10 protein-coding genes are annotated in these 12,777 nt (G+C 66.0%); 4 read left to right on the top strand and 6 right to left on the bottom strand.

The annotated features are described in order from the left end of the window. Positions 1–18: 18 nt before the first annotated feature. Entirely contained in the window at positions 19–960 is a 942-nt protein-coding gene (gene pip, locus ACI6S0_RS21870; protein WP_434404328.1) for a prolyl aminopeptidase, read from the bottom strand. Between the two features lie 59 nt (positions 961–1,019). Between pip and ACI6S0_RS21865 the strand changes: the two genes are divergently transcribed. Further along, positions 1,020–2,147 (top strand): nucleoside hydrolase, encoded by a 1,128-nt coding sequence (locus ACI6S0_RS21865; RefSeq protein ID WP_434404327.1) that lies wholly within the window; start codon positions 1,020–1,022, stop codon positions 2,145–2,147. Positions 2,148–2,150: 3 nt separating this feature from the next. On the opposite strand, the gene ACI6S0_RS21860 is transcribed toward ACI6S0_RS21865, so the two are convergent. From ACI6S0_RS21860 to ACI6S0_RS21850, 3 genes are all read right to left on the bottom strand, one after another. After that, positions 2,151–2,561 (bottom strand): Rap1a/Tai family immunity protein, encoded by a 411-nt coding sequence (locus tag ACI6S0_RS21860; RefSeq protein ID WP_434404325.1) that lies wholly within the window; start codon positions 2,559–2,561, stop codon positions 2,151–2,153. Positions 2,562–2,577: 16 nt separating this feature from the next. Further along, positions 2,578–3,252 (bottom strand): hypothetical protein, encoded by a 675-nt coding sequence (locus tag ACI6S0_RS21855; RefSeq protein WP_434404324.1) that lies wholly within the window; start codon positions 3,250–3,252, stop codon positions 2,578–2,580. A gap of 116 nt (positions 3,253–3,368) precedes the next feature. Then, positions 3,369–3,668 (bottom strand): hypothetical protein, encoded by a 300-nt coding sequence (locus ACI6S0_RS21850; RefSeq protein WP_004209889.1) that lies wholly within the window; start codon positions 3,666–3,668, stop codon positions 3,369–3,371. A 221-nt stretch (positions 3,669–3,889) separates the two neighbouring features. Between ACI6S0_RS21850 and ACI6S0_RS21845 the strand changes: the two genes are divergently transcribed. Continuing rightward, entirely contained in the window at positions 3,890–4,645 is a 756-nt protein-coding gene (locus ACI6S0_RS21845; RefSeq protein ID WP_434404323.1) for a class I SAM-dependent methyltransferase, read from the top strand. A 28-nt stretch (positions 4,646–4,673) separates the two neighbouring features. Continuing rightward, on the top strand, positions 4,674–5,381 hold the full coding sequence (locus tag ACI6S0_RS21840) for a 2OG-Fe(II) oxygenase (RefSeq protein ID WP_434404322.1): 708 nt from the start codon (positions 4,674–4,676) through the stop codon (positions 5,379–5,381). Positions 5,382–5,416: 35 nt separating this feature from the next. On the opposite strand, the gene ACI6S0_RS21835 is transcribed toward ACI6S0_RS21840, so the two are convergent. Then, a complete protein-coding gene (locus ACI6S0_RS21835) occupies positions 5,417–7,021 on the bottom strand; it encodes a M20/M25/M40 family metallo-hydrolase (RefSeq protein WP_434404321.1) in 1,605 nt (534 codons plus the stop codon). A gap of 224 nt (positions 7,022–7,245) precedes the next feature. Here ACI6S0_RS21835 and ACI6S0_RS21830 point away from each other — a divergent pair, with 224 nt between their 5' ends. After that, positions 7,246–10,119, top strand: a complete 2,874-nt coding sequence (locus tag ACI6S0_RS21830; protein ID WP_434404320.1) for a TonB-dependent receptor — start codon at positions 7,246–7,248, stop codon at positions 10,117–10,119. 43 nt (positions 10,120–10,162) lie between these two features. On the opposite strand, the gene ACI6S0_RS21825 is transcribed toward ACI6S0_RS21830, so the two are convergent. Then, positions 10,163–12,760: an EAL domain-containing protein gene (locus ACI6S0_RS21825; RefSeq protein WP_434404319.1), complete on the bottom strand. Its 2,598-nt coding sequence runs from the start codon at positions 12,758–12,760 to the stop codon at positions 10,163–10,165. Positions 12,761–12,777 lie beyond the last annotated feature (17 nt).

Here is a 12,777-nt window from a genome sequence, read left to right as displayed (position 1 = left end):
TTCCCCCTGTAACGCCAATTAACCCGCAAATCCGTCGGTCGCGCGGATCAGCGCGTCCAATATGCCCGGTTCGTTGAACGCATGACCGGCGCCTTCGATCATTTCGAAGCGCGCCTGCGGCCAGGCGCGGTGCAGCGCCCAGGCGGTTTCCGCCGGGCAGGCCATGTCATAGCGACCCTGGACGATGACGCCGGGAATGTCGGCCAGCTTGCCGGCCTCGCGGATCAACTGGCCATCCTCCAGCCAGCCGCGATGGACGAAATAATGATTTTCGATCCGGGCGAAGGCGAGTGCGAAATCATCGCCCTCATGGGTGGCGGACAGCGCGTCGTCGGGCAGCAGGCGGATGGTCTCGCCTTCCCAGACGCTCCAGGCCTTGGCGGCGGCGACCTGCGCGGCGCGATCGTTACCGGTCAGGATGCGGCGATAGGCGCCGACCATGTCGCCGCGCTCGCTTTCGGGAACCGGCGCGACAAAGCGTTCCCACTTGTCGGGATAGATGCGGCTGGCGCCCTGTTGATAATACCAGTCGATCTCTGACTGGCGGATGGTGAAGATGCCGCGCAGCACCAGTTCGGTGACGCGCGCGACATGCGCCTGCGCATAGGCCAGTGCCAGGGTCGATCCCCAGCTGCCGCCAAAGACCAGCCACTGGTCGACGCCCATCATCTCGCGCAAGCGCTCGATATCGGCGACCAGATGCCAGGTTGTATTGGCGTCGAGATTGGCGTGCGGGGTCGATCGGCCGCAGCCGCGCTGGTCGAACAGCAGCACATCATAGCGGGCGGGATCGAACAGGCGGCGATGATCGGGCGAGATGCCGCCGCCCGGCCCGCCATGCAGGAAGACCGCGGGCTTGGCGCCGGGCGTGCCGGACCGTTCCCAATAGAGGCTGTGGCCATCGCCTACGTCAAGATGACCAGTGGCGTAGGGTTCAATCGGCGGATAGAGGCTGCGCATGACACCGTCCTAACAGGCGGCGGGACGAAGCGAAATGGGGGTTTGACGCAATGCGGACGATGAAGATCATGCTGGGCGCGCTGGCGCTGATGCTGGGCGTGCAGGGCGCGAATGCCAGGCCCGCCGCGCCGGCAACGCCCAAGCGACTGGTGATCGTCGACGACGACATGATCGGCCTCAACGGCGTGCCGCTGCTGTTGCTGCAAAGCCCGGATGTCGAGGTGCTGGGCATCACCACCACCAGCGGATCGGTGTGGCGCGACACGGCGACCGCCTATGCGCTGCGCACGCTGGAGATATTGGGCCGGACCGACGTGCCGGTGGTGCCCGGCGCGACCTTCCCGCTGCTCAACAGCGCCGAGGCGACCAAGCGCTGGGAAGGCCAATATGGCCGGCTGGTCTTCAAGGGGCCGTGGACCGATTACTGGCCGGGCGACACGATCCAGGAACATCCCGGATCGACCGATCCGACCAAGGTGCCCGACCTGCCGATCGGCAACCCCAGGACGAAGCCCAGCGCCGAGATTGCCGCCGCCTTCCTGGTGCGAATGGTGAAGGCGCATCCGGGCGAGATCACCCTGTTCGCGACCGGGCCGATGACCAATATCGCCATCGCCCAGAGCCTGGACCCCAGCTTCGCCGCCAATGTGAAGGAAATCCTCTATATGGGCGGCAGCCTGGCCCCGCATCAGGTGCTGGAAGGGCCGTCGGCCGAGCAGTTCGCCCGCGAATTCGTCAATTCGCCGCGCCGCGAGTTCAACATTCGCTGGGATCCCGAAGCGGCGAAGATCTTTGCCCATGCCCCGTGGAAGACGATCACGATGATCCCGGTCGATCCGTCCACCGGCACGCAATGGAGCCGCGCCTTCCTCGACGGGCTGAAGCCCGCCCACACCCCGCTGAGCGAGCTGTTCCAGACCGGGCTGGAACCGGGCTATCCGATGTGGGACGAGATCGTCGCCATGGCCTGGCTGAACCCGGAGATCGTCACGAAGGACGAGACTTTGTGGGTCGATTTCGAGACCAGCCAGACGGCGGCCTATGGTGACACCCTGTCCTGGACGGAATCCTATCGCCCGCATCTGGGCGAGCAGGCGCAGCGCGTGATCCTGTCGGTCGATCGGGCGAAGATGGAGGCGGCAATGGCGCGCCTCTATATGCGGCCCGTCGGCAAAGCCGCGAAATAGGCGCTATTTCCGCTTTTTCTTCACGCTGGGCCTGATGCTGGGTTGGGCCTTTGCCTTGGGGCAGGGCCAGGCCTGGCGCGTGGCGGTGAAGACCAGGGCGGAGGCGGACTGGGCGCGCTTGTCCGGATTGGCGCGCAGATAGTCGACAGTGGCGCCCTTCAACTGGTTGAGCGTCACATCGGCGGGGATGCAGCTTTTGAGGCCGCTCACCTCGCGCGTGGTGTTGAACGCGTCGACCGCGCCGGCGACATAGCCGACGCATTCATAGCTTTTCTCGAAAAAAGCCTTGTCGGTGCGATCGGCGGTGCAGCTTTCCAGCAGCGCTTCGCCCGAATAGAAGCCGGCCTGCGCGCTGCCCGGCGACAGCCCCGCCGCCGCAACCAGTATCAGGCCGCTTGCCCTCCGGATCGTCATGCGCGTGCCTCCCGCCTTATGAGGATGCGTCCGCCTTCGGATAAGACTGGACATGCAGGGGAGGGAAAACCGCTTCGAGCGACTTTGTGTCCGGCAGCACATAGACATAGCCGCCCTTTTTCAGGAATTGCGGGCGCAGGCCGCGATTATAGAAGGCGATCGGCACGTTGATGCAGCCAAAGGTGATGCGATTATCGTCGATCATCGGCGACAGCATGCGCTCGCGCCGCTTTTCCTTGGGATTGCCCTTGGGGATGGTGTGCATCGCGACCGAGGTCGCATAATCGACCCACAGCACCCGCTGTTTGCCCGCCGCCAGGCCGAATTTCGCAAGGAAGCGGCCGGCCGGCGTGGTCTTTTCCGCCGGGCCGATCTCCGCCAGGCTCTTCTTGCCGACGCCCGGCGTGGCATCGTCTCCGGGCGCGATGCCGATCAGCACCGGCGCATCCGCCAGCGCCTTCCCCTTGGCATCGAACAGGAAGACGTGGGCCGCCTGCTTGTCGACAATGGCATAGGGCAGGCCGTGATTGTCGCCGGTCGCGGCGATCCAGTCGATCACCCGGCGCGCATCGGGCGATCGCGGCGTTTCGGGCGCGGGCTTCGCGGACGCGGGCGCTTCCGGCGCGGCGGCCAGCGCGGGAGAGGCACCGAACAGTGCCAGCATCGCCAGCGCCCATGGGAATTTGTGCATCGGGGATGATATCCGGGAATGGGGCCGGCGCCCCCAACAAGCGGGGGCGCCGGCACGGGGTCGGGACCAGCCCGACCGGATCAGTTGCGCGATCAGTTACGTGATCAGTTGCGTCATCAATTTCTGGCGCGCTTGGTCTTGGCTTCGCGCATCTGCTGCTCGACACCGTCGACGCGGGCGTTCAGCTGATCGAGGCGCTGACCGTTATTCTGGGCCTGACCGGCGGCCGACTGGGCCTGGGCCAGAGCCTGCTGCGCCGTGCCGTCGGTGGTCTGCAGCTTGGCGTCGAGCGCGTCGACGCGCTGGTTCACGGTCGCCACCTGTTCGCGCACGAAGGATTTCGTGGCACAGCCACCCAGCCCCAGCGAGCCCACCAACACCATGGCAATGGGGGCTAATTTCATCGGGTGCGACATCATTTTCTCCTTATCATCTGCCCCCGCGCCGTCCCAAGCCGAGCCCGTTAACCATGACAATATGATTGGGCCTGAACGTGCATGTGGAGAGCCGAGTGGACGCGGCGGACCTGCCCCCCCTTCGACCAACGACTGGAATCGATCGACCGGCATCGGCGCGGATCGTTGAACGGATGCGCGATCGGGCGCATGCTGGCGCGCCTTCCATGAGGGGACAATCCATGCGCCTGATGCTTGCCCTGGCCCTGAGCGGCCTTGCCCTGTCCGCCCCGATCGCCGCCACCGCAAAGAGTGATCTAGCTGCCGCCGTGGCTGACCCAAAGCGTCCGGCCGACGCGCGCGCACTGGACGAAAGCCGCAAGCCGGCAGAGACGCTGGCCTTCCTGGGCCTCAAGCCCGGCATGAAGGCGGCCGACATCATGACCGGATCGGGCTATTGGGCGGAGATCATGGCCGATGCGGTCGGCCCCAAGGGCAAGGTCACCGGGTTCGAGCCCAGCCAATTCTATGCCAGCGAGGAAGAGAAGCCCAAATGGGCGGCGCTGGTCGCGCGCCGGCCGGAAGTGGACTGGGTGCGCTATCCGTTCGAGGCCTTCGCGGCGGCGCCCGACAGTTTCGACTTCAGCATCATCAATCTAAGCTATCATGATCTCTACTGGCAATCGGACAAATATGGCATTCCGCGCACCGACCCCGATGTCTTCGTGAAGACGCTCTATGCCGCAACCAAACCGGGCGGAATCGTCGGCATCATCGACCATGTCGGCCCGGCCGGCGACACGCGCACGGTAGTCGACAAGCTGCACCGGATCGACCCGGCGGTGGTGAAGGCCGATTTCCTGCGCGCCGGCTTCGTGCTGGAGGCACAGAGTCCGCTGCTCGCCAATCCGGCCGACGATCATAGCAAGCTGGTGTTCGATCCCGCCATTCGCGGCAAGACCGATCGCTTTCTCTATCGGTTCCGCAAGCCGAAATGATCCGCCGGATTTGAGCGCAAGGCGCGGGATGACGCTGCGCCGCGCGCCGCCCATGCTGCGCGCCATGGACCTCACTGACCTCGACCTGCATGGCGCCGCGCGCCTGCCTGCCCTGCTTTCCTCGGACCAGTGCGACGCGATCGTCGCGCTATGGGACCAGCCCCATGCCTTCCGCAAGGAGGTGGTGATGGCGCGCCATGGCTATGGCCGGGGGCGCTATCGCTATTTCAACTACCCATTGCCCGAGTCTGTCGCCGCACTGCGCGAGGCGCTCTATCCGCCGCTGGTAGAGGTCGCCAATCGCTGGGCGGCGATGCTGGGGAGCGATGCGCTCTATCCCGTCCGCCACGCCGATTTCCTCAACCAGTGCGCGCTTGGCGGCCAGGACAGGGCGACGCCCTTGCTGCTGCGCTATGAGGCGGGTGACTGGAATGCGCTGCACCAGGATGTCTATGGCGCGACCATCTTCCCGTTGCAGGCGGCGATATTGCTGTCGGAGCCGGAAGCGGACTTCACCGGCGGAGCCTTCATCCTGACCGAACAGCGCCCGCGCATGCAGTCGCGGCCTGAAATGGTGCCGCTGCGCAAGGGCGATGCCGTGGTCTTCCCGGTGCGTGAGCGGCCGGTGATGGGCACGCGCGGCGTCCACCGGGTGCAGATGCGCCATGGCGTCAGCCGGCTCCTGTCCGGCATGCGTCACACGCTGGGCATCATCTTCCACGACGCCCAGAGCTAGGCGAGGTGGCGACGCCGCCGCCCCGCCCGTTACCCTCAGTCCAGCGCCGGATCCTCATATTTGAACGGATCGCTGACCGCCGGCTGGGTCGGCAGCGGCATGCGCGGCAGGGTCTTGTCGCTGTTCGCCGCCTGCAACAGCATGCCGGCGAGGACGACCGCGCCCTGACGCATATCCTCCGCCTTCAGATGATCGAAGGTATCGACGCCGCTGTGATGGACGCGGCTTTCATAGTCGAGCGGATCCTGGATGAACTGATAGCCCGGCACGCCGATCGCCTGCATATATTCATGGTCGGTGCCGCCGGTCGGCTGCGACACGACATTGCCGGCGCCCATGCTGGCAAAGGGGCTGAGCCATTCGCGCAGCAGCGAGACGGCGGCGACGTTGCGCTCGGCATAGAGGCCGCGCAGCTTGCCCGATCCATTGTCGATATTGAAATAGGCTTTCAGGTCCGCATAGCCGGGCTTGGCCGTGATCGGGAAACGGGTCTTGTAGCGGAAATACATTTCCTCCCGCCCCTCTTCCTCCTTCGGCCCCGGCGCGCGGGTGGCGAGATATTCGTCGACATAGGCCATGGAGCCGAACAGTCCCTGTTCCTCGCCCGACCAGAGGGCGAAGCGGATCGTGCGCTTGGGCTTGATGCCGAGCGACTTGAGGATACGCGCCGCCTCCATGATCATGGCGCTGCCCGCGCCATTGTCCGCCGCGCCGTCGCCCGCGACCCAGCTGTCGAGATGCGCGCCGGCCATGACATAACCGGCCTTGGGATCGCTGCCGGGGATATCGGCCAGGATGTTGTAGGCGTTGACGTCGCTGTCGTCGAAACGGACGTCGCTGTTGATTTCCAGCACCGGCGCCGGGCCGGTCTTGGCGAGGCGGGCGAGTCGGCGATAATCCTCCGCCGCGATCTCGACGCCGGGCAGCGCGGGCGTGTCGCTGACGCCGAAATCATAGCCTTCGCCATGCAGCAACTTGCCGTCGCGATAGGATTGACGCGCCCATCCGACCGCCCCCTCGGCCTTCAGGAAGGCCTCCAGCTTGCGGATGAAGCTGAGGCGCTTCATCAGCCGCTCCAGCGAGGCCGGATCATTTTTCGGCTGCTCGAACCTGTCGAGCTTCTCGATATCCTCGCCCTTCAGCCGTTGGAAGGCAGCCTCGTTCGGCTCGTCGCCGGTGCCGGGCAGCGACACCAGTACGATCTTGCCGGCAAGCTTGCCGCGCCAGGCATCGAAATCGCGCTCCTTCTTCATCGGTGCGACGATGATCGGTGCGCTCAGCACGCCATTGGTCGGCGGCGTCCAGGCAATGGGGATGGCGGTGAGCTGGATCGGGCGTGGGCTGATCATCTTCACCGAGGAGGCGGCAATCCACCAGCCGCGACCGAAGCGAAAGCCCTGCTTGCGGACATTGGACAGGCCCCATTGGCGAAACTGGTCGGCGGTCCAGGCCTCGGCCTGCCGCATCTGCGGCGAATTGGTCATGCGCCCGCCAATATCGTCGGTCAGATGCTGGGCGATCTGCATCACCTGGCTGTGGTTCAGCCCTTCGTCGATGACGCGGTTGAGATCGTCAGGCTGCTGCGCGGCGACCGGTGCGGCCAGGCACAGCAAGGGCAGCAGGATGATGGAATGGCGCATATAATCCCCCTTCGTCCGGCCGTCAGGCGCGGCCGCGAAAGCCCGTCTATGCCCGACTGACGCGGGATCGCAAGTGAAGCCGATCACGCCCCGAACACGCATTTGTTGCACCATGTGACGCGCCGTTACACTTTGCGACAAAACTGTCTTTGCCTTGCCAGATTTTTGCGACAAGTGCGGCCTAAACGAGATCCTGTCAGGGTCCAGATTAGGGGTAAATTTCCGTGCGCCAGACGACGTCGCTGCTGCTGTTTTCACTGATGCTGGGCGCGGCGCCCGGCGCGCTGATGGCGCAGGAGGCCGAGCAGAAGGGGCCGCCGGCCCAGATGGACGAGGGCGACGAGATCGTCGTGACCGGCGCGGTCCAGCGCGGCGCGGTGCCCGGCGACATCAAGCCCGAACAGCAATTGTCCCCCGCCGATGTCCGGGCACTGGGCGTCACGTCGATTTCCGAAATCATCACCGAATTGTCGCCGCAGACCAACGGCACGCCGGTCATCCTGCTGAACGGCAAGCGCATTTCCAGCTTCTCGGAAATTTCCGACCTGCCGTCCGAAGCGGTGTCGCGGGTCGACATCCTGCCCGAGGAAGTGGCCCTGTCCTATGGCTATGCGCCGACGCAGAAGGTGGTGAACATCGTCCTGCGCCAGCGTTTCCGCGCGACCACGGTCGACCTGCGCGGCGGCACCACCACCGATGGCGGACGCGAAAATGGCCAGGGCGAAGTGGGCGTGCTGCGCATCCGGGGCGACAATCGGCTGACGCTGAACGTCAAATATAGCCGGGCCGACAATCTGCTGGAGAGCGAGCGCGGCATCAATGCCGCGGCGCCCAGCATGCCCTATTCGCTGGCCGGCAATATCACCGCGATCGAGCGGGGGGCGGAGATCGACCCGGCATTGTCGGCCGCCGCCGGCCAGACCGTCACGGTCGCCAGCGTGCCCGGCAGCGCCGCCAATGGCGCCCCCGACCTCAATGATTTCGTCGCCGGCGCGAACCAGACCAGCGTCAGCAATCTCAGCAAATATCGCACGCTCAGCCCCGCAACCGAAAATTTTTCCGCCAACGCGACCCTGGCGCGCGCGCTGGGCGGCGTATCCGCAACGATCAACGGCCGGCTGGAACTGTCCGACAATGATTCGCTCCAGGGCCTGTCGGCGGCCACCCTCACCCTGCCCGGCGGCAATCCCTTCTCCGCCTTTGGCAACGATGTCCGCCTCTATCGCTATCTGGAGCAGGCCGGCGCGCTGGGGCAGAAGATCCGCGGCACCACCGGCCATGTCGGCGTCACGCTGAACGGTCGGCTGGGCGGCACCTGGCAATGGTCCTTCACCGGCAATGGCGACATTTCCGACACCCGCACCCGCACCGATCGCGGCGTCGACACGGGCGGCATCCAGGCCGCGCTCGACGCCGGATCGGCCAGCGTCAATCCCTATGGCGCCTTCACCGCCGACCTGCTGCAATCGCGCCTGACCGACCGCGCCCGGTCGCAATCGCGCGCGATCGGCGGCGACCTGCTGGTCAGCGGATCGCTGCTGACCCTGCCGGCCGGCAATGTCATGACGTCGGTGCGGGTCGGGGGATCGGCCAATGGCTTTGAAAGCCATTCGGTGCGGTCGGGCGTGGAGCGCGGCCTCGACTATAATCGCGAGATTGCGAGCGGACAGGTCAGTTTCGACATACCGCTGACCAGCCGGTCCAAGGGATTCCTGGGCGCGATCGGCGATGTCGGCGTCAACATGAACGCCGGGGCGCAGCATCTGTCGGATTTCGGCACGCTGTCGACGCTGGGCTATGGCCTGCGCTGGCGGCCGGTGCCGGCAGTGCAGTTGCTGGTGTCGGCCAATCAGGACAAGTCGGCGCCGACAGGCACGCAGATCAACGATCCGGTGATTTCGACGCCGAACGTGTCGGTGTTCGACTATGCCACCGGCCAGACCGTGTTCGTCACGCAATTTTCCGGCGGCAACCCCGACCTGCGATCCAGCACGCGCGACCAGTTCCGCATCAACGCCCGGATCAAGCCGTTCGAGAAACCGAACCTGACGCTGACGGCGACCTATCTCAACAGCCGGACCAGCAACCCCATTTCCGCTTTCCCGACGCCGACGCCGGCGATCGAAAATGCCTTCCCGCAGCGCTTCATGCGCGACGAGGATGGCCAGTTGCTGAGCATCGACGGGCGGCCGATCAACTATCTGCGTTCGCAGAGCGAACAGCTGCGCTGGGGCTTCGACCTGTCCATCTCATTGAAGTCGCACATCCAGAAGGTGATCGAGGCGTGGCGCGCGGCCGGCGCCAAGCCCGAGGATCGCCCCAAGGAATTGCAGGACATGCGCGCTGCCTTCGGCAATCGTGGCCCACGCGACGGCGCGGAGGGCAATCGCGAGGGCGGTCCGCCGCGCGGCGAAGGCAATGACGGCGCGCCCCGCGGCGACGGCGACAACAACCAGCGCGGCAATGATGGCCCCGGTGGCCAGAATGGCGGCCAGGGTGGCGACAATGCACAGGCCGGTGGCGATGGTCCGCGCGGGCCGGGTGGCCCCGGTGGTCCGGGCGGCGGCTTTGGTGGGCCGGGTGGTTTCCGTGGCCCCGGCGCCGGCCAGGCCGGCGGGCGGCTGACCTTCAGCCTCTATCATACCTGGCACCTGACCGAGAGCATCCTGATCGCGCCGGGCGTGCCCGAACTCAACCTGCTCGACGGCGATGCGGTCGGCTCGTCGGGCGGGCAGCCGCGCCACGAACTGAAGGCGCGGGTCGGCTATGTGAACAATGGCATTGGCGGCCGGCTGGGCGTCGACTGGGAAAGCGGCACCCATGTCGATGGCGCCTTGGGCGGCAGTTCGCGGCTGGACTTTGCCAGCCTGGCGACCGCCAATCTGCGGCTGTTCGCGAATTTCGGCCAGATGCCCAGCCTGGTGAAGGCCCATCCCTTCCTGCGCGGCGCGCGCGTGTCGATCGGCATCGACAATATCTTCAACACCCGCCGCGACGTGACCGACGCAACCGGGGCAACCCCGGTCCGCTATCAGCCGGGCTATCTCGATCCGCTCGGCCGGACGGTGTCGGTCAGCTTCCGCAAGCTGTTCTTCTGAAAGGGCGACCGGCCGGGCGATGTCCGGCCGGTCGCCTGTGTCGCTATCCGGCCAGTGCGCGCGCCTGCGGGCGGAGCAGGGCCAGATCGATCGGGGCGGCGAACTCCACCCCCATGCGGTCCTCGCGCGACCAGCGGGTGGTCGCGTCGACGCTCTGCCCCTCCGACAGGTCGATCGCGAACTGCGTGCCTTCCGGCACATTCCACAGCCCCTCGATCATCGCGCCGGTGGCAGAGATGTTGCGGATGCGGCCATTATAGACATGGCCGTCATGATGGACGGCGACCGTGCGCAGCATCGCCTTGCGCTCCGGCCGGCTCGACTGGAAGCCTTCCGACCGGGCGGAGACGCCATTGGCGCGCTGCCCTTCCAGCACCTGGGCGGCGGGCATCGGCCGGCCATAGATATAGCCCTGGATATGGCTGCACCCCAGTTGCCGGATCAGGTCCAGCTCGTCACGGGTCTCGGCGCCCTCGGCCGTGGTGTCCATGCCCAGCGCCTCGGCCAGGCTGACGATCGCCTTGATGATCGCGCTGTTGCGGCTGCCCCGGATCGCGGCGCCGCGCACGAAGCTCTGGTCGATCTTGATCTTGTCGAACGGCGCCTTCTTCAGATAGCCGAGCGACGAATAGCCGGTGCCGAAATCGTCGAGCGCCAGCCGCACGCCCAGCCCCTTGAGCCGGGTGAACATGGCGTCGGTGCCGTCATTGTCGTTCAGGAACACGCTTTCGGTGATTTCCAGCTCCAGCCGTTCGGGCGCCAGTTGCGCGCTCGCCAGGGCCTGCATGACGGTGGTCGGGAAACCGGGATTGGCGAACTGCATCGCCGAGACATTGACCGCAACGCGGATGCCCGCGTCCCACTGGGCCGCGTCACGACAGGCGGTGCGCATCACCCATTCGCCGATCGGCGCGATCAGGCCGCTATCCTCCGCAATGGGGACGAACAAGGCGGGCGAGATGGCGCCGCGCACCGGATGATCCCAGCGCAACAGCGCCTCATAGCCGGTGATACGCTCGGTCGTCGAACTGACGATCGGCTGGTAAACGAGGTGCAGGCCGTCCGCGGTCAGCGCATGGCGCAGATCCTGTTCCAGCTGGCGGCGATCCTCCGCATCGGCGTGCATGTCAGCCGAATAGAAGCGATAGACACCGCGCCCATCGCCCTTCGCCTTGTAGAGCGCGAGGTCGGCATTGCGGATCAGGGCATCGGCGGTGACGCCATCTTCCGGGCAGAAGGAAATGCCGATCGACACGCCGATCACCACGCCCGTGCCCTCGATCGAATAGGGTTGCGACAGGGCGCTGATGATCGCCTGTGCCAGCAGGCCGAGCCGGTTGCGGTCATGGCGACCATGCACCAGCACCTTGAACTCGTCGCCGCCCTGGCGCCCCACCAGCCCCTGATTGCCGACCACGCGCTGGAGGCGCTGGCTGACCTGGCGCAGCAGCGCATCGCCGGCCGGATGACCGAGCGTGTCATTAACGCTCTTGAACCGGTCGAGATCGAGCATCATCAGCGCGCATTCGCCCTGCTTGCCACGGGAACCGAGCACCGCCTGTTCCAGCGCCTGCAGCATCTGCACGCGGTTGGCGAGGCCGGTCAGCGAATCATATTGGGCCAGGCGCGTCACTTCCGCCTGGCTGCGCCGCATTTCGGTCAGGTCGGTGCCCGATCCGCGAAAGCCGTGAAACTGGCCATATTCGTTGAACACCGGTTCGCCCGAGATCGACCACCAGCGTTCCTCGCGCGCGATCGCAGCCCGCACCGCGATGTCGGCAAAGCCGGTCCGGGCCGAGAGGTGGAAGCCCAGCGTCCGCTCGCCATCGCCCTGTTGCCGGTCACCCTGCTGGATGATGTCGGTCAGCGACCGGCCGATCAGGCTGCCCGCTTCCACGCCCAGCGGTTCGGCCAGGGTGGCGGAGATATAGGTGATTTGGCCGTGGCGATCGGTTTCCCAGAACCAGCCGCGGCCGGACTGTTCATATTCCTCCAGCAACCGGTCGGAACGCTGCGCCTTGAGATCCTGCCGATGCTGTTCGATCGCCCGTTCACGATCCGCCGCCGCCTGCCGCAGGGTGGCGATCGCCATTACCGCCAGGCAACTGGCCAGCAGCCCCAGATGCACCATGCCCGCATGGGCGATGCCGGCCACCAACAGCGCGCCCATAAAATAGCTGAGCCCCAACAGGCGCCGATCGCCGACGATGCAGACCGCCAGCAGCGCGATCGCCATTTCCGGCACGGCGGAAGGCATTGCCACGCCATTGCCCTGCGCCAGCCACAGGCTGAAGATCAGTCCCGAGCAGAAGAGTGCGGGCAGCATCAGCCAGTTCTGGACATGGGGCCGCAGATTGCGGAACAGCGCCCAGCGCGGCACCAGCATCAGCAAGCCGTCGATCAGCACCACGCCGCACAGCAGGGCGCCATGTTCCGGCCGGGTGAAGGAAAGCATGCCGAGCAGCGCCGCAACGCACAGCTTGGCCAACAGCATCAGCGGCCAGAGGGCGGCGACATGGGTGAAGCTGCGCGACAGCCAGTTGGCGGCGACTTCCGTGCCGCTTTCGGCCAGACCCAGCGAAACCAGCAGGCTCGCGGTCCTGGCCGGCGCATCAGTATCTGTTTTGCGGACAATAGCCATGCCGATCGTCTAACCGA

The organism is Sphingobium sp. DN12, assembly GCF_051058005.1.
Classification (GTDB): domain Bacteria; phylum Pseudomonadota; class Alphaproteobacteria; order Sphingomonadales; family Sphingomonadaceae; genus Sphingobium; species Sphingobium yanoikuyae.
The sequence above is the reverse complement of the archived record's forward strand: the minus strand, read 5'-3'. Positions and strand labels throughout refer to the sequence as shown.

Excerpts from the sequence above, each read along its gene's own strand:
- pip (WP_434404328.1), bottom strand. The coding sequence starts at position 960 with ATGCGCAGCCTCTATCCGCCGATTGAACCCTACGCCACTGGTCATCTT.
- ACI6S0_RS21865 (WP_434404327.1), top strand. The coding sequence starts at position 1,020 with ATGAAGATCATGCTGGGCGCGCTGGCGCTGATGCTGGGCGTGCAGGGC.
- ACI6S0_RS21860 (WP_434404325.1), bottom strand. The coding sequence starts at position 2,561 with ATGACGATCCGGAGGGCAAGCGGCCTGATACTGGTTGCGGCGGCGGGG.
- ACI6S0_RS21855 (WP_434404324.1), bottom strand. The coding sequence starts at position 3,252 with ATGCACAAATTCCCATGGGCGCTGGCGATGCTGGCACTGTTCGGTGCC.
- ACI6S0_RS21850 (WP_004209889.1), bottom strand. The coding sequence starts at position 3,668 with ATGTCGCACCCGATGAAATTAGCCCCCATTGCCATGGTGTTGGTGGGC.
- ACI6S0_RS21845 (WP_434404323.1), top strand. The coding sequence starts at position 3,890 with ATGCGCCTGATGCTTGCCCTGGCCCTGAGCGGCCTTGCCCTGTCCGCC.
- ACI6S0_RS21840 (WP_434404322.1), top strand. The coding sequence starts at position 4,674 with ATGACGCTGCGCCGCGCGCCGCCCATGCTGCGCGCCATGGACCTCACT.
- ACI6S0_RS21835 (WP_434404321.1), bottom strand. The coding sequence starts at position 7,021 with ATGCGCCATTCCATCATCCTGCTGCCCTTGCTGTGCCTGGCCGCACCG.
- ACI6S0_RS21825 (WP_434404319.1), bottom strand. The coding sequence starts at position 12,760 with ATGGCTATTGTCCGCAAAACAGATACTGATGCGCCGGCCAGGACCGCG.